We start from the raw sequence: 17,630 nt of genomic DNA on the forward strand, positions 1-17,630 counted from the left end.
AAAAAGGCATCTATATGATGCCTTTTTTAGTTTTATCTGGACAAGTATTACGCATTTAAAGGGCTAGACTCAAGCCTTACAATTACTTTCCTAGGTAAGCGAACCAACTCAAAGCTACTTTCGCTTAGCCCAGCTACTGAAGAGTTAAATGTGTCTTCATTTTCATCAAATGATGCTGCCACAATGCTCTGTAATCCCCGAGTTTTTGCTAAGGTGTCTAGCATCTGATTCACACTCTTGGTACTCATAGAGTGCTGTGCTGGCTCATCAAACAATATTAGCCCCGGATGGTTTCCCCCTTGAGATGCCGATGCTTTATATAGTGCAATCAAGTAAGACCAAATAAGCCTTACAAAATCACTCGCTGATGAGTCAGATTTGATATCAGCCACACTTGCACTTTGCTTTTGCTGAAGCTCTGTTGGTGTTTCCAGCTGCTCTCGTAGCTCTATGTCACTTAGGTAAGGGAGTAGCGTTCCTGGCTTCACTTCGATTTCGTCGACTTCAGCACTTCGGTAGCCAAATTTGGAAGCTAGTGACTTAAACTCAGTAGAGAAAGCGTTAATCTTGCCCCAATCATTTCCTGTAAAGCTATGTTTTGAAAGTGAAGCTATCTCTGAATTTAACTTCTTATAGTGTTTAGCTAAAGACGCCAGTGTTTCTAGGAGCCCCGTCATTTTATCTTCAAGCTTTTTCAGATCTATCTGACGATTTTCTATAACGATTTTCTTTCTAATATCAGCTTCTTTGATGCTGTTCGTTGATTTGATGTCTCGTTTCAGTGAGATGAGTTCTTTTCTAAACTTAACTACCTCACGATTTATGGTTAGTAGTTGACCTTTGTCTCGCTCAATTGTTTTTTGGAGGCCATCTATTAACGACTTAGTCATCTTTTTCTGGTTATCTAAGTGAGTGATATTTTCTTCTAATGACATCGGCATAGCTACGCTATCCGGAGAAATTAAAATATCATCAATTAGATTAAGACAGGTATGGCACCTTCCTTTGGCAAAATCCAGCTCTGCTTCATCCACACCAAACTTGACTAACTTTCTCGTAAGTTTGTTACCTTTCAAATCTTTATCGATGCTCTCTAAGCTTTCTTTATATTGACCAAGCTGAGACTCATTAATTTTAATCTGGCTCCCACACATTCCCTGCATGAGCAAAAGCTCATCGATTCTATCTTGAACTGATTCGATTTTAGCTACTAAGTCCTGCGAGTCGTCAGAGAGCTGTGCCTTCTCATTTTTCACAACCTCATACATTTCTTGGTTTAGCTCAGCTTTGACCTGTTCAAATGGTTTAACCTCTAAACCTACTCTTTCACCTATGGTTACCAATTTCGGGTCAAACTCGACTGATGGTACTTTGCTCACCCCAGAAACAGATAAACCTTTATTTTCTACTGAAACCTTAATTTCAGTTGCAGACTCAGACCACTCACTAAGCACCCTAGCACGCTTTGATTGCAGTTCATTGAGCTTTTTGGTGTTCCTGAAACTATCGAGGTCTAGCAGAAAACTAGCGACCTTTTCTCGCATCCCACTTACCCCATAATATGGGATATTAGCAATGTAATCTGTCCAACCTCTTTTCTGTTCAATAAGTAAAGCAGAGAAGACTGATTGCAAATACAGCTTGGTCTCTTTACCTTTATTATCTGACAAACTAGGAAGTTCAAAGCCTAAGAACTTTTCAAGGTATGCAAAGAACCCTCGGTATTCATCTTGGGCAGAACCCGCATCATGTAAAAACGTATATTGGCTTCTGAAGTTTGATAAAGATTCGTTAGTCAGATATGCACCTTCAATAATCTGAATCAGCTTTGTATCAACAGCTTCCGATTTGATAGCGCGTTTTAATGTTATGATTTGCCCCTGTTTGTTCTCTAGCTCTAAATAGACCGTAGAACTAACAACTCGCTTTTCTTCACCATCTAAATCAAATCTATCTTTTAGTGCATATGGTAGAGCTGCACTTCCTTTAGACCCGATGATCTCTTCCATACCAAGAGCATAAATTAACGAGTTAACGAAAGTACTTTTTCCTGATGAGTTGTCACCACGAATAATGTTTAGACCAGGACTGAACGGAATTCTATACCCATAATCTTGGTTGTCTGTAGCGGATAACGTTACAAATAATTGGTTAAACTTCATCTACCCACCTTTTAGCTGCATTACTTACCATTTTTTCAGTGATCTTTTTTGCAATTACTTTCAATTCTTTCGCTTCTGAATCAAACAACTCAACCAGTTTAGTCCCTGATATAAAGTTCTCGGACTTCGCAGTTAGTTGATATGCACCATTACTGGTCCTTGCGAGCAAGCCTTCTGAGGTTGCATAGCTAAGCGCCATATTGAGTGACGGATCAATTCCCCATACACCTAATAGGAGCTCTTTTTTCTCGGCGGACACCTGTAATGCTTTCATTCGTTGAGGATCAAGCATCGCCCAATTAAACAAGTGCAATTTAAGGAGACTCGCTTTACCACCGCTACAACACAATTTCAAAATCAAAAGCAACTTTCCAATTTTGTACATTGGTCTCAGCTCAGGAATTACTGCCGATTTTTTTCGGTTAAAAATCAGTTTGCTCACTACTCAATCCTCATTGGGCATTCTGCAATCCACCTCGCCACCATGTGCTTGGTAATCGACACCAAATCTTCGTATTCAATCGTTGAAATGTAAGGGTCTTTTTCAAATCGACCAATCAGCTTTTCTTCAATTGAAGAAACTAACCTTTGAGGACTGTCTTCCCATGTCATCGACACTTCTTCTACCTCATCCTCAAACTTGTTTACAAGCTTTGCTATACGCTCATAGAGATCTGGTGATTGGATAAAAATACGTCGTAAAATATCGTACCCATCAAGGTATAGTTTTTTGGTCAATTCATTAAGTCGTTGATGTGTTTTAGGCTTATAAACATTATTGATGGAGCTTCTGACTTCATTTTTTTCGTCAATATTTTCGTCATACTCTGTCGTTAGTTCAGGTTCTGGAATCACTTCACCTTTAGCACTCGTGAAACACAATTGCTCACCATTCACCACCTGCTGCTGTCTTATATCCTGAATATAGTAATCTAGGTCTTTTACTAGTACTTGGAAGTCATCAGCTATAAATGACAACCCTTGATCTTTGACTTCAGCTTCTTTCTTTCTCGCATGCGCATGAATGTCATGTTTTCCGATACGAGGAGTAATGAATAACCACTGAGAAATCTTGCAATCGCCTATATGCTTTATTAAAGCTTCTTCGTTCTTAGCAAGCTTACCAATGTCAGTCGTCATCTTATCTCGCTGCTTCTCATGAAGAATCCCAGCGCTATATTCTTCATCAGGACAATAGCACTGAATCATAATGCCCTCGTCCAGAACAAAGCCTTCAATGCCTAGGTCACCCGGAGACGCTACCATGTCTTGATAGGTGTCATATCGCTTTTTAAAGACCAACTGGATCAACCTTTCCCATCTGTCACCGTCTAATAGGCCAACATCAGTGTGAATCATATATTTTGAGCACCCATCGCATATAAATAATCCTCATGATACGTGCTCGGTTACATCCAGTTAATCCTTAAATTTTAGAGGGTTATAAGTTATCACCATATATGTGATTAACACCTCAACGCGCACCACATTAATTAACTTGTTTATCATTAACAAAAACAAACAATGGATAATCAGGACTCATCAATGCACTGTATATAAAAACAGTATAACACGGCAATTATAATGTCCATTAGAAACTTAAAAGACGGTCACAACAAACCTTGGCTTTGTGAATGCTACCCGCAGGGCCGAGCAGGTAAACGAATTCGCAAACGCTTCGCTACAAAAGGCGAAGCACTTGCGTTCGAAAAATTCACCATGGCCGAGATTGATGATAAACCTTGGCTTGGTGAAAAGAAGGACTTACGTACACTTCAAGACTTAATCGAACTCTGGCACAAGCTTCACGGTCAGCACCTAAAGTCTGCGGCAAAAGTGTACCCTCGCCTCTGCATAATAGTGGAAGAACTCGGCAACCCGTTTGCAATCAAGTTTACTGCAAAAGACTTTGTTCACTGGCGTTCTAGCCGAAAAGCAAAAAACCGATATGGGGATGAGACTGCTACTGGTAAATCAATTTCCGCTCCTACCAACAATCTTGATTTAAGATATTTGCGAGCTGTGTTCAATGAGCTGATTTCCCTTGGAGAGTGGACTAAACCAAATCCACTTTCCAGTGTTAAAGCGATCCCTGTTAATGAGTCCGAGATGGGCTTCTTCTCAAATGAAGACATCACCACCCTCTTCGACCGTATAGGTAAAAGCAAGCGCGCTAAAGAGTTCGAACTCGTATGCAAAATTTGCTTATCGACAGGGGCACGAATTTCAGAAGCTATCAATCTTCGACTACCGCAGATCACTAAACACAAAATCACATTCATTGATACCAAAAGCAAAAAGAACCGAACTGTTCCAATCACTGAAAAACTTTATAACGAACTGATAGAGTTTGAACGAACAGGAGAGAAAGATCGCTTGTTTAAAAACTGTATTCACGGCATTGGATATATTGTTAGCCAAACATTTCCAGACTTACCGAACGGCCAGAATACACATGTTTTTCGACATACATTTGCAAGTCGATTCATGGAGGCCGGAGGAAACATTCTGGTATTGCAAAAAATTTTAGGCCACAGTGATATCAAGATGACCATGCGCTATTCCCATTTCTCAACCGATCATCTGATTCAAGCGGCTGAGTTAAATCCCATTTCAAGATTGGGTTTGTAGCCACAAATATGGCGACAAAATGGCGGCGAATTTTCTTAATACTGATGATTATTGAAGAGTATTGATATTATGCGTAGTTTATAACTCATTGAAATATCTTTAAAAGCCTTGATTTCACTGACTTCCAGAAAGCACTACGCATTACACTAAGTAAGATGTGATTCCGCGCTTTAACGCTTGTTAAGGCGCGGTTATTTCTACTGGAACACCATTCTGAGCAGCAATCGTTGCTTTAGCTTTCGCATTCGTCATCCCATATTCATCCAACCACCAATCCAACTCTTGTGGAATTTGTAAGTGATCTTTCTCGCCGTTGCTGCGAGTCAATGGTTCATGCGCCTCAACAAACACACTACGATCTGGTTCTAATGCGACTTTAACCGGTTGATTGATGATTTTTACTTTTTCGCCACGACGTACTTTATCAAATAACCATTCGATATCTCTTGGGTCCATACGAATACAACCCGCACTCACACGCATACCAATACCAAAATCTTTATTGGTGCCGTGGATCAAGTATTCACCATGCCCATATGCCAAACGAAGTGCAAACATACCTAGTGGGTTATCTGGTCCAGCAGGAACGACAGCAGGTAGGTCAATCCCCTTTGCTTTGTACTCTGCACGAATAGAGGCAGGTGGCGTCCAAGTCGGATTAGGACGCTTTTGACTGATACTTGTAGTCATTTCTGGAGTGTCTCGACCAATTCGACCTATACCTACAGGAAAAACATGAACCACGTTTTCGTTTTCTGGGAAATAGTAAAGTCGCAATTCGGCAAGGTTAATGACAATACCTTTATGAGGGACATCAGGAAGAATAAGCTGAGTAGGGATCGTTAAAACGTGACCATCTTGAGGGAGAAACGGGTCAACCCCTTTGTTTGCAGCCATTAGCGCAAGCATGCCAACATCATATCGCTTCGCAATATTCGCCATAGTTTCGCCTTGTTCAACCACATGGTTTTCCATGCGACCTATAACGCGAGCTCCGTCCTCTGGTAGTTGGTACATTTTAGCGAATGACAAACTACTCACTAAAGACAACGATATAGACAACAGGGTTCTTTTAGCGATACTCATTGGACGCTTCTTGCTAGGCATCTCTCTCTATTCCTTGGCATTTTTGAAGAGCCGTAAGGTTATCTCTCTTTCCACCTTGTGATCAACCATCGGCTTGTGATAATCCAGTAAATTAAAGCCACTCCATAGCCAAGGGTTATGAATGAATTTGTTTGGTACTTGTTTTATTTCCGGCACCCAATGGCGAACAAAGGTTCCGTCAGAGTCAAATTTCTCGCCTTGGCTGATCGGATTGAATATGCGGAAGTAAGGCTGCCCGTCGCACCCTGTTGATGCCGACCATTGCCACCCACCATTGTTGGCGGCAAAGTCTCCATCCACCAGCTTACTCATAAAATAAGCTTCACCCCACCGCCAATCGATATGAAGATCTTTGGTTAAGAAGCTTGCCACTATCATACGTAGTCGATTGTGCATCCAACCTGTTGTATTAAGTTGGCGCATTGCCGCATCCACGATAGGGTACCCAGTATTTCCTGCTTTCCAGCGTTCGAAGGCTTGCTCATCGTACGACCACTGAATCTTGTCTTCCCAAGCAATGAAGCCTCTGCCCTTGACCAACTTTGGCTCGAATACCAATAAGTGTTGATAAAATTCTCGCCAAATGATTTCGCTCAGCCACGTCGCTTTACCATCTGATAGGTCAACCATAGGGCTTTCAGCATACAACCTAGCGATGCACTGCCTTGGTGACAGAGCGCCGATAGCCAAATACGGAGACAATTGACTCGTACCATCAACAGAAGGGATATCCCTTTCAGCTTGGTAGGCATCACTACGGTCTCGAGCAAATTCTCGCAAATGCTGAACAATATCACTGGTTGCTGCGAACCATCGCTTGCTAGATTCTCTAGGATAAGAGAATGCGACACCATCATGGTAGCGATCTGGCTGAATCGGCTGGATGGTAGACGGTGACAGCTCGGCTTGCGGCTCAGGTTTCGATACAACTGGCATTTGAAACTTTGCCAACCAAGCACGTTTAAACGGGGTGAATACTTTAAAGTACTCCCCCTGTTTATTTAAAACGGTAGTCGGAGCATGAACGCACTTATCGTGAAAAGTATCAAAGGCAATGCCTCGAATTGAAAGTGCGTGAGAAACCTCTCTATCTAGTGCTTGTTCATTCACCTCGTAATGGATGTTCGCCATGACACGTTGAGCGCTTAAAGAAGTAGCCCAATCATTTATGACCTCTGTTACATCGGCAAACTCGGGCACCTCTTTGTATAAAAATGGGATGTTGAGTTTGGCGAGCTCTTCATTAAGGTGAGATAAACGTCGAGCAATCAAATCAGCTTGCATCGGTGCCATATGGTGCTCTCGCCACTGCTCAGGGGTCGAAACAAAACAAGCAACAACCGGAAGCCCAGTATCCAATGCAGCCTTAAGTGCTGTGTGGTCTAACGTTCTTAGGTCACGTCGAAACCATACAAGAATCATGTCGCCTCCTTACGAGGATGGATTTATTGCGGGAAATGCAGTTTTTCGATGACTTCAGATAGCTTCACTTGCTTCGGAGCTTGCTCTAATAAGGTCGCCAAAGCTTCAACTTGCTTGATAGGCAGCGCTTTATTCGAGAAGAAATGCACGTATTGATAACGTGACATCACATCATGCTCAACTAAACCCGAGATGTCTTCGACTTTATCAATCAGAGTAATGTGATACCCCTGTTCACACAGCTTTGCCGCCTGAATCCAGCTCTCTGAGTCACGAACTTGTTCAAAACTCAAAAGCAAACATTTTCCCTTGGAAGATGCCTTATTTTCCGAATCGACAACCAAGGCTAATCGAGTAATCAAGCAAGTTTGGAACAAACCAAGCTGTAAAGAACGTAGCGAGACTTTCACCAAATCTAACGCTTCAAACACAGGATTGACCAGCTGTTCAATGACAATGTTGAGTGGGTACTCTTTTAGCACATTCGATAACAGCGTTTCTGTTTTGCCACGATTGAGTTCAGATAACGCTTTGAGCATTGACTCCACTTCTTCTAGTCGTTGGATATCGGTCACTAAATCCACATCTGATTCCTGACCTAGCAAGCCTTTGACTTTGCCAATCGCAACGCCTTTTGCAAGCCAACCTTGAATTTCACGAATAGTATCTAAATCCTGCTGTCGATACAGGCGGTGACCCTTCTCTGTTCTTTGTGGTTGGATCAAGTTATAGCGTCTTTGCCAAGCGCGCAGAGTAACGGGTTTTACTCCCGTTAACTCTGATACATCTCGAATTGCGTATAGTTTTTCTTCTTGGCTACAATCCATAACGAAGTCTCATCTCCTGTGGATACGGTTCTAAGTATTTTTGTTTCTGTAAGTACGCGTCGGGGTACGTATTGAGATAGTGCTTAATTAACGTTAACGGGGCAAGTAATGGTAACAAGCCCGTACGATAATCACTGATCACCGTCGCCAGCTCCGCTTTTTCATTAGCGGTTAAAGAGCGTTTAAAATAGCCTTGCAAATGCATCAGGACGTTCGTGTTGTTTTTTCGACTGGCGCGATTCTGTAACGCTTTCATCAGACCTAGACGATATTCGTTGTAAAACTGTTCCATTTCGTAACTTGATACATCTGCAACCAAGCGTCCCAGCGAACGATAAGACTCTGGATGGTGCGCCATTAAAGTCAGCTTATAGCGAGAGTGAAAATCAATAATTTTGCCGCGTGTGGGCTCGCCGCCCATCGACTCATAAAAGTCATTCAAACAGTAAACACGCGTGATGAAATTTTCTTTTAAAACCGGATCGTTTAGACGACCGTCTTCTTCTACAGGCAACCACGGCATTTTTTCCATTAATGTTCTGGTATACAAACCAATACCTTCTTTCGCCGCACTATTTTTGCTGTATACCTTCACTCGCTCCATGCCACACGTTGGTGACTTCGCACATACGATGTAACCACACAGCTCTTCACCCTCTAATTCGTTCACCTTATTTTCTGAGTACGCAAGCATGTTGTCAGTATGGTCGTTTTCTGGATTTTTCGTTTCTACCAGCGCGATTCGCTCCTCATTGCTTACCAAACGAATAGTAGGGCGGGGAACAGACATACCAACACCGACTTCTGGACATACGGGAACAAAGCTAAAGTAGCCGTCGAGCTCTTTCGTTACGAAGTTACTGATTTTATGTCCCGAATCGAAACGAACTCGTTCGCCTAGTACACAAGAACTGATACCAACTTTGATTGAAGATTCCATAACGAAGCATCCTATACAAAATGTTTTGTTGTATAACTTATAGCAAGTCAAATAACATTGTACAAGAAAATAAATTGTACAATTTAATCGTTTTACTCACTCTCTTCGAATATCGATCAGAAACTTTTAAGAAAAAATTTTGTGCTGAAAGACGAGATTTTGTGCGCGCAATCGACAAACTGCTCAAAAGCAAATCGATTGCCTTTTTGCTTTCAACAGATTTAGTTATCAACAGATTATTTAAACAATAAAACCGACCATTTTGTGACTCAACTCTCATGCCCCCCTACCCTGTCCCGATATTATTGCCTCAACGAAAACGAACAAGTTCAACAGAATTGGTAATAGCATTCTATAATTGATGCGTTTTACCTGAACAAAACTTTGGAGAGCACTTATGGCAACCCCACACATCAACGCACAACCAGGTGATTTCGCTGAAACAGTACTAATGCCAGGCGACCCGTTGCGTGCAAAATACATCGCAGAAACTTTTCTAGAAGATGTGAAACAAGTTTGTGACGTTCGCAACATGTTCGGCTTTACTGGCACATACAAAGGTAAGAAAGTGTCTGTTATGGGTCACGGTATGGGTATCCCATCTTGCTGTATCTACGTACACGAGCTAATCGCTGAATACGGCGTGAAAAACGTTATCCGCGTAGGTAGCTGTGGTGCAGTACGTGACGATGTGAAACTAATGGACGTTGTTATCGGTATGGGTGCTTCTACAGACTCTAAAGTTAACCGTATCCGTTTCAACAACCACGATTTCGCAGCAATCGCTGATTACGGTCTTCTAGAAGAAGCGGTTAACCAAGCGCGTGCTCAAGAAGTACCAGTTAAAGTAGGTAACGTATTCTCTGCAGACCTATTCTACACACCAGAAGCTGACATCTTTGAGAAGATGGAAAAACTAGGCATCCTAGGTGTAGATATGGAAGCGGCAGGTATCTACGGCGTAGCTGCAGACCTAGGCGCGAAAGCTCTAACTATCCTGACAGTTTCTGATCACATCATCCGTGGTGAAAAACTAAGCTCTGAAGAGCGTCAAAAGTCGTTCAACGACATGATGAAAGTTGCTCTAGAAACTGCAATCAACATCTAAGAAATACTTAAGTAGTAATTTGCAGCCGGAGCCTGACCGGCTGCCTGAATTATCCCGAGGGGGCGATTGTGTCTAACGGCGAACTGCCAAAGGACGCAGATGGGTTACAACTCAACTTTTGTAAAACATTGGCGTGTGACAACTTTGGATTGAGTGATGCAAAGCGTTACGTCTTGCAGCATGCTAACCCTAAACGTCCGGCGATGGTGTGCCGTGAATGTGGAGCTTTCCCCCCCTTACTTAACAACCGCGATGTGGTCAACGAACTTCATCGTTTGAGACACGTCCACAGTGATGGACTACCTGCTTGTCGCAATGATGACTGCGACAACTTCGGACTTTCTGTCCACACTCATAAACACCTCTATCACGCTTTTGGTTACAGTGGCGATCGCCAACGTTACCGCTGTAAAGTGTGTCAAAGTACTTTTGTCGATAAATGGTCTGGTGCCAACAAAAAGCTTCAATTTCAAGAGAACTTGATGGGCTTGCTGTTCACGGGATATTCCGTCCGAGAAATCTGCCGTAAACTGAGCATCAATCCAAAAACCTTTTACGATCATGTTGATCACATTGCTAGTCGTTGCCGCCGTAAGCTTGCAACCATTGATGCACGCTGGGTAAACCACGCGCAGCATTATGAGCTCGCTTCTAGCTACGTTGCATTGCAACCCCATAGTAATAATGGCGTGTATTGGATTGCTTCTGGTGAGGCACATTCGGGCTACATTCTTTGTCAGCATGTGAACTATTCATCTGATGATGAGCCAGTGGCGTCCTTGGATCACAATCCATACGATGAAGTTTCTCGCTTTGTATCACAAGAATACACCGCTGAAGCAAGTGAACCACCACCAGAGCCATCAAAAAAGCTGCGTGAGCGCATCGATCAGAAATACCAAACGATTTTGGCCCGTGGTAACGTCGAAGATCCAATGGGAAATCTCTCTGTTTTCCACTATCCGTCTAAAGGTGCCTTAATTCGTCCACCTTATACCTCGTACGCACACTATCTTCATGTATTGGATATGTGTTGCCCAGAGAAGCGCGTATCGATCTACATGCCACAAGATCCCCTGCTCCGCTCAGCGGCGTTGAGCGTCTGTTTGTCTCGTATTCAAGAGAAAAACGTCGATCTTATGTACGTAGAAGAAGACGCAATTTGGGATATGAATGCCCCGTTTGGTAAGGTAGATATCGCTTATATGAGTTGGTGGCGAGATCGCTGGGCGATTTCTAGTCAATACGAATGTAACAAAGGTATTTGTTATCTAGCTGGTGATAAAAATGAACCTGAAGCTTGGTTCAATGTAGCAACAACTCGCCACATCCAATTCTATCAAAACCGTTTCCAACTGCTGTTTGAGAGCTTCATCAACGAGCCACGTCGCAAATTAAGACCTGCTGGTATATTGCCTCTTTTAGATATATTCAGAGCTTGGCATAATTTGTGCTATCAGGATAAGCAAGGACTCACTGCCGCTCAGAGACTGAAAGTCACCGACGCACCACTAACGATCAAACAATTGTTGTCATGACTATTTAACAGTTTACTCATTTAGAAGTGGTAAGTAAGCGCTGAACACGGTATACATTACAGTATCCGATCCCTTATTGGTGTGGCGATTTTCCACACCGAAATGATAAACGCATCTAACCACTTGTTTTTAGGTGTAAATTCCAGTTCTATAGTCATGGATGTGAACGTTGGATAAAAGCCAAATTCAGCTCGAAACTGAGCTAACTGCGCTTGAAGGTCAGATAAAAACTGATCCTGAGCGCGCATTTCGAATTGCAGAACAATGCCGGATACGCGCAGAACAAATTCTGTTTGTTGACGGTGAGATTCGTGCGCTTATTGTTATGTCCCATGCCTGCTGGTGTAGCATGGATTATCGACACGGCTTAAAGCTGGTTAAAGACGCCTATAACCTTCAAATTCAACTCGACACTGACGACCACTTACCTGAAATACTTCACTTATTTGCCCTACAATACTGGGGACAAGCTAAGTACTACTCTGCTCAGCAATACTGGATTAATGCTCTAGAGCAGTCTGCGCTAGTCGACGATATCGAGGTTCAAATCGAAGCTTTGATTGGTCTTGGTAATGTTTGGCGAATCACCAATGAACACAAACTTGCCGCCTCAACCCATGAGCTCGCGGTAAAAGTGGCAAACAACGTTCGCATAGCTTGGCTAGAAGGGAAAGCCAGAATCCTGCTTGCTTGGGATTACTACTTGCTGAATAACTTTGTCGAAATGCTAACAGTGCTCGACGGTGCGACCGAAGTACTTCGAGATCACGAAGACAGCACTTGGCACGCAGAAATCTGGGATTTCAAAGGTCTCGCTCTACTGGGTTTAGAACGTTTAGACGCAGCGGAAGAAGCTACTCAAAAAGCCCACCAGCTCGCAATTGAACAAGATCTTACGTGGATGAAAGCGCATTCTTTCATCAGCCGAGCAAGGCTCGAATTACTACGTAAAAATACCGAAAGTGCATCTGAGCTACTGCAATCAGCAGAACAATCCGCCCTCGCGTTTGATAACGGCGAATTGCTCAGTCAAATTTGTTTCCAACAATCGCGCGTAGCGGAAGAGCAAGGTGACTATCAAGGTGCTTTCCAAGCGTTTCAGAAATACCGCAAACACGCACTCAAAATGCTGAAAGAGCAAACGCATCGAGTCAGCATGGACAAAGCACGAGGCTCAAAACGCCAGTTAGAACAGCGAGCACGCAAGCTCATCAATCGTATCCGTGCTCAACATGAATATGACCCAGAAAAGCAGTTCTCAAATGTAGTATCAGAAACTTACTGGTGGGAACAACTGGTTCTATTTAAGACCGAATTAAAACGCTCTAATCATGCGATCATCATGATCCGCCACGCTGAGCCCGCATTTCTCGATATTTGTACCGAGCTGGTTCACTCATTGACCACTTCCAGTGATTTAATTTCCCGCCTAAGCAGCGATCGCTTAGCCATGCTTATCGCAGAAAAAGACCAAGCGGCAGAAGATCTGTATCAAACCGTGTGTTCGATGCTAGACATCTATCCTTGGAAGCGTCGTGGTCTTGATGGTCCAAAACCGACACTTTATCTACAGGACATCCTAACCTTCCCGTTCACCTTAGAGCAGTTGGAAGAAAGCCATATTGAGGTATTGAAGAATGGAACAACTGCTTAGTAAGGTCACTGATGCGGGAATGGATCCCTCTTCTGTCGCCGGTGAAGAGGCATTGATTCTGTGGGAGCACATTCGCCTTCATATCGCCTCGACCAACAAAGAAAAAGCGCATTGCTACATCATTAGTGCTGAATATCGTAGCAAGATTAAACAGTTAACCGAGAGTATTGAAGAGCTACGCCTTGCACTTGATCTACTAAAACTCCCAGAGGATGTAGAAGATATCCTATCGGTAAAAGCGAGTTTAAGTGATCGCTTGGTAGAAAAAGGGGACTATAACGCAGCACTGACCGAATACATCGCCTCAACCAACATCGCCGTTGAGTACGGCTATATCGATGAATATGTTCTCGCCATCATTGGTATGGGCAATCTTTGTGATGCGTATGGGGATCATAATCGTGCCCTACGTTATTACCAGAAAATCGACGCGATTGACCATGCAATCGGTAGCCGTTCACTAAGACTGCGTTACAAACTCTACATGCTAGCGTGCTACATCAGCCTGCAACGCATCGGCGCAGCAACCGAGCTACTAAGTGAATGCGAAGAACTGAGTATCCTAGTAAGTGATAAGAACTTAACTGGGCAAATTCATTTATATCGCGCCAAGTTATATCGTCTCCAAAAGGAATATGAACAAGCCTTACTTGCGATTTCGCAAATCCAGTATGCGACAGGCAAGCAACATACTTACTGGCTCTCAACCATGGTAAAAATTGAAACGGCTTACTGCTTAAATGAGGTCGGTCATCAATCTTTAGCGAACTTGCTGCTGGCATCAACGGGCAAACGCATTAATGAGCACTCCTCACCACTTATTGCGAACCGATTCTACAATGCAATGAGCCAAGTATGCGCGTCGCAAGGCTTGTTCAAAGAAGCGTTAAACTACGAGAAGAAAGCTTTTCGAGTTGAGTCCGACTTAGTCAAACATATTCCGATTAGTGAGTTGGGACCAGCACAGTTGCGCCGCCTCACTCGCTTTGAGCTGCAACTAAAACTCATTCTGTCTGAGATTGAAAACAAAGAACTCAAAGAGACCACCAAGCAACACAAAAATACCGTAGCTCAGCTTCAACAAGATGTATTCACCGATCCGCTGACTTCTTTACATAACCGACGTTGGTTGGAAGTGAAACTAAAAGATCTGCTGCTGCACGACACGCCATTTGCACTTATGGTGATCGACATTGACCACTTCAAATCGATTAATGACGAACTCAGCCACCTTGTTGGTGACAAGGCGATCGTCAATGTGTCGAAAGAACTCTCAGGTTACTTCAAGTTCCGCGGTTCATCGTGTGTGCGCTTCGGTGGAGAAGAGTTCTTGGTTATTCTTGAAAACACCGAAGTCGCTAAGGCTGAAATGCACGCAGAAAACTACCGAGAACGTATTTACCAATTTGGGTGGCATGAGATTCTTGGTGAACGCGGTCTGACCGTGTCGATAGGCATTACTTTGCATCGGGAGGGAGAGAATACGCAACGTACCTTCTATCGCGCCGACAAAGCCCTATACCGCGCCAAAGCCAATGGCCGAAACCAAGTCTGCACTGAACTATAAAAACGCCCCAGCAACAACTGGGGCGTTTTTATAAGCCGAATGACAAGCTTAAAGAAAAAACAAAGAAATACCGCCAAGTGCGACTAATGTACCAAGGATACTCTTCACGCCGACCTTTTCTCCTCGCAGAGCATAAATCACCAAAATAAACAGTGGGCTGGTTGCAATTAACGTCTGAGCAATGGCGGGGTTAGCGTATTTCAACGCGATTTGTTGTAACCATAATGCCAGAAATGTCCCCACGAAAATTGCCAACAACAGCCAAACTAGCGCTTTGTTGCCCATTGCTTTTAGGTGCTGTTTAATGCTGCTAAACGGCGCCGGTTCGACAATTTTCACCACCAAACACACTGCCAACACGCCAATACTAAGACGAATGAGAGCACCGAGCAGCGGTGGAAGATCGCCCGCAACCAACGCATAGTGAGAGATCACCACACCTGAGGCTTGGCACACACTCGCGAGTAACCCAAATCCGATACCGCTCCAGTTTGTTGCCGCTCCCGAGGTTGATGGTTGAAATACCACAAACGTAACCGCAACCGTGGTCACTACCACGCCCAGCCAACTTTGTAGTGTGAGTTCAGACCCAAGAAAAACCATGGCAAGCACGCCGGATAAAGGCGGTGCAAGGGATTCTAAAAGTAATGTTTTGTTCGGACCAATGCGCTTTAATGCAGCAAAATAGGCACTGTCACCAACAGCAATACCAATCACACCAGAAATTGCCAACACCGCGAGATGTAACGGCTCAATGTACGCAGGTATACCTTGAGGTAGAAAAGGAATAACAACCACCATCATCATTGAGGCGATCACACCTTTTACTATGTTCAACTGCATTGCTGAAAATCGGTGGCTGAATTGGCTGTAAATCCAAGTCGCAACCGCCCAAACGATGGCTGCACTTATCGCGGCAAGTTCACCAGAATAATGCACTACTCACTCCTTCGTATTCCATGCCGTATCTCTCAATAACTGTGTATCAAATTATAAATTACTTGATCCACCTATTGTTCTATCAAATACTTAAACAGTTAATTTACGTAAGTTTTTCTATTTAGCAACAAGCACAGGGAAGTAAGATGTTTCTAGACTATTTTGCACTTGGGTTACTCATTTTCGTTGCTCTGGTTATCTTCTACGGGATCATTGTCATTCACGATATTCCTTATGAAATAGCGAAGGAACGTGAACACCCTCATCAAGACGCCATTCACTATGCAGGCTGGGTCAGTCTTTTCACACTTCATGCTCTTTGGCCATTTCTGTGGATCTGGGCAACCTTATGGCGCAAAGAACGCGGATGGGGTTTCAAACAACTTGAGCAAGAAACGCATGATATCCATCATCGCCTCGAAGAGCTAATTGACGAAGTCAATGAATTGAAAAAAGAAGTCTCAACACTCAAAGGTCAAAAACCTGCACAAAGTGTTCCTGCACAAAAAGAACAAGGTAAGGAGGAGCAATAATGGATTTACTACTGGTTCTGACTTACGCCGCATTATGTATCGCCATTTTCAAAATCTTTAACATTCCACTTAACAAATGGACAGTGCCAACCGCAGTGCTTGGCGGCGTTGTATTGGTCGGCACACTAATCTTGTTGATGAACTATAACCACCCGTTCACACAAATTGGTAATCAAGTATTCTCTACCACACCAGTGGTGTCAGGCGTTCGTGGGCGCGTCATTGAAGTGCCTGTACAACCAAACCAACCTCTACAAAAAGGCGACGTTCTTTTCCGTATCGACCCGATTCCATTCCAAGCAGAAGTCGATAAGTTACGTGCAAAAGTGAAAGAGGCAAGCCAAGGTGCACTTGGACTTGAGTCTGGCGTGCAAGAAGCGGAAGCAGCGGTTATCAAAGCGCTTGCCGAGCGTGACAAAGCACAGCGAGAATTTGACCGTTATCAACGCGGTTTTGATCGCGGAGCATTCACTGAGCAGCAATTGGATACTCGACGCCAAGCATACAAAGCGGCACAAGCCGCATTGGAAGTCGCACAATCTAAGCAACAACAAGCGCAAATCGCGCTGGATTCTGAAGTGGGTGGTGAAAACACCCAAGTCGCTTCATTGCTTGCAGAACTTCGCCAAGCAGAGTTCAACCTAGAACAGACCGTCGTTACAGCTCCTACTGATGGCTATGTTACCCAGCTCGCACTGCGTCCTGGTGTTATGGCAGTACCATTGCCTCTTGCTCCAGTGATGACCTTTGTTCATACCGAAGATAAACTCTATACCGCTGCGTTTCGCCAAAACTCACTACAGCGTTTAGAACCGGGATTTGAAGCGGAATTTATGTTCCGCGCGCTACCGGGCAAAGTCTTTAAAGGTGAGGTTGTTGATGTATTGCCAGCCATCGGCGAAAGCCAATTCCAAGCTCGTGGCTCCCTGCTTGGTACAGAGGCATTGCGTACCAGCGGTCGTGTATTCGTGACGCTGAAAATTACCGATGACCTTGCTGAATATCACCTGCCTATGGGTACGGCGGTAGAGGTTGCCGTTTATTCTGACAGCTTCACTCATGTCTCCATCATGCGTAAGGTTCTCATTCGAATGAAGAGCTGGCAAAACTACCTATACTTAGACCATTAATTTATCGATAAAAATCGCATTAAAAAGTGTAATCAGGGGCTGACAGTTAGCCCCTGATTTCATTCTAGCCAT

At 43.7% G+C, this 17,630-nt stretch carries 15 protein-coding genes; 7 read left to right on the forward strand and 8 right to left on the reverse strand.

From position 1 onward, the window contains the following. Positions 1 to 47: 47 nt before the first annotated feature. The 3 genes from NL647_RS07195 to NL647_RS07205 are packed head-to-tail and all read right to left on the reverse strand — an operon-like array spanning position 48 to position 3,521. Complete coding sequence (locus tag NL647_RS07195; RefSeq protein WP_253649904.1) at positions 48 to 2,162, reverse strand: hypothetical protein; 2,115 nt, start codon at positions 2,160 to 2,162, stop codon at positions 48 to 50. Beyond that, the gene (locus NL647_RS07200) at positions 2,152 to 2,604 is read right to left on the reverse strand and encodes a hypothetical protein (RefSeq protein WP_253649905.1); all 453 of its coding nucleotides are present in this window, start codon (positions 2,602 to 2,604) and stop codon (positions 2,152 to 2,154) included. The genes NL647_RS07195 and NL647_RS07200 overlap by 11 nt, the downstream gene beginning before the upstream one ends. Beyond that, entirely contained in the window at positions 2,604 to 3,521 is a 918-nt protein-coding gene (locus tag NL647_RS07205) for a hypothetical protein (protein WP_253649906.1), read from the reverse strand. The genes NL647_RS07200 and NL647_RS07205 overlap by 1 nt, the downstream gene beginning before the upstream one ends. A gap of 225 nt (positions 3,522 to 3,746) precedes the next feature. Here NL647_RS07205 and NL647_RS07210 point away from each other — a divergent pair, with 225 nt between their 5' ends. Further along, positions 3,747 to 4,793 carry a tyrosine-type recombinase/integrase gene (locus NL647_RS07210; protein ID WP_253649907.1) on the forward strand — a complete coding sequence of 349 codons (1,047 nt, stop codon included), beginning with the start codon at positions 3,747 to 3,749 and terminating at the stop codon, positions 4,791 to 4,793. Positions 4,794 to 4,973: 180 nt separating this feature from the next. Here the strand turns inward: NL647_RS07210 and NL647_RS07215 are convergent, their stop codons facing one another. Genes NL647_RS07215 through NL647_RS07230 form a run of 4 tightly spaced genes read right to left on the reverse strand, consistent with a single transcriptional unit; the run spans position 4,974 to position 9,089 of the window. After that, entirely contained in the window at positions 4,974 to 5,900 is a 927-nt protein-coding gene (locus NL647_RS07215; protein ID WP_253649908.1) for a L,D-transpeptidase family protein, read from the reverse strand. A 6-nt stretch (positions 5,901 to 5,906) separates the two neighbouring features. Beyond that, positions 5,907 to 7,322: a deoxyribodipyrimidine photo-lyase gene (phrB, locus tag NL647_RS07220; RefSeq protein WP_050938341.1), complete on the reverse strand. Its 1,416-nt coding sequence runs from the start codon at positions 7,320 to 7,322 to the stop codon at positions 5,907 to 5,909. A gap of 23 nt (positions 7,323 to 7,345) precedes the next feature. Next, the gene (locus tag NL647_RS07225; RefSeq protein WP_005452878.1) at positions 7,346 to 8,149 is read right to left on the reverse strand and encodes a MerR family transcriptional regulator; all 804 of its coding nucleotides are present in this window, start codon (positions 8,147 to 8,149) and stop codon (positions 7,346 to 7,348) included. Next, the gene (locus NL647_RS07230; RefSeq protein ID WP_005452880.1) at positions 8,139 to 9,089 is read right to left on the reverse strand and encodes a DUF523 and DUF1722 domain-containing protein; all 951 of its coding nucleotides are present in this window, start codon (positions 9,087 to 9,089) and stop codon (positions 8,139 to 8,141) included. The genes NL647_RS07225 and NL647_RS07230 overlap by 11 nt, the downstream gene beginning before the upstream one ends. A 397-nt stretch (positions 9,090 to 9,486) precedes the next feature. On the opposite strand from NL647_RS07230, the gene deoD reads away from it, so the two are divergent. The 4 genes from deoD to NL647_RS07250 all read left to right on the forward strand — a co-directional run bounded on the left by deoD (position 9,487) and on the right by NL647_RS07250 (position 14,956). Then, positions 9,487 to 10,197 carry a purine-nucleoside phosphorylase gene (deoD, locus tag NL647_RS07235; protein ID WP_005375140.1) on the forward strand — a complete coding sequence of 237 codons (711 nt, stop codon included), beginning with the start codon at positions 9,487 to 9,489 and terminating at the stop codon, positions 10,195 to 10,197. Positions 10,198 to 10,265: 68 nt separating this feature from the next. Then, entirely contained in the window at positions 10,266 to 11,735 is a 1,470-nt protein-coding gene (locus NL647_RS07240) for a hypothetical protein (protein WP_005452883.1), read from the forward strand. A gap of 169 nt (positions 11,736 to 11,904) precedes the next feature. Next, on the forward strand, positions 11,905 to 13,389 hold the full coding sequence (locus NL647_RS07245) for a hypothetical protein (protein ID WP_253649909.1): 1,485 nt from the start codon (positions 11,905 to 11,907) through the stop codon (positions 13,387 to 13,389). Then, a complete protein-coding gene (locus NL647_RS07250) occupies positions 13,373 to 14,956 on the forward strand; it encodes a GGDEF domain-containing protein (protein WP_017818508.1) in 1,584 nt (527 codons plus the stop codon). The genes NL647_RS07245 and NL647_RS07250 overlap by 17 nt, the downstream gene beginning before the upstream one ends. Before the next feature lie 48 nt (positions 14,957 to 15,004). Here NL647_RS07250 and NL647_RS07255 read toward each other — a convergent pair whose 3' ends face one another. Then, positions 15,005 to 15,895 carry a DMT family transporter gene (locus tag NL647_RS07255; RefSeq protein ID WP_114092097.1) on the reverse strand — a complete coding sequence of 297 codons (891 nt, stop codon included), beginning with the start codon at positions 15,893 to 15,895 and terminating at the stop codon, positions 15,005 to 15,007. Between the two features lie 146 nt (positions 15,896 to 16,041). Between NL647_RS07255 and NL647_RS07260 the strand changes: the two genes are divergently transcribed. Beyond that, positions 16,042 to 16,428: a DUF3302 domain-containing protein gene (locus NL647_RS07260; protein WP_009697879.1), complete on the forward strand. Its 387-nt coding sequence runs from the start codon at positions 16,042 to 16,044 to the stop codon at positions 16,426 to 16,428. Continuing rightward, positions 16,428 to 17,558 (forward strand): HlyD family secretion protein, encoded by a 1,131-nt coding sequence (locus NL647_RS07265; RefSeq protein ID WP_005452888.1) that lies wholly within the window; start codon positions 16,428 to 16,430, stop codon positions 17,556 to 17,558. The genes NL647_RS07260 and NL647_RS07265 overlap by 1 nt, the downstream gene beginning before the upstream one ends. Positions 17,559 to 17,630: the final 72 nt, after the last annotated feature.

The sequence above is a fragment of the Vibrio sp. Y29_XK_CS5 genome, from assembly GCF_024181835.1.
Taxonomy (GTDB): domain Bacteria; phylum Pseudomonadota; class Gammaproteobacteria; order Enterobacterales; family Vibrionaceae; genus Vibrio; species Vibrio harveyi.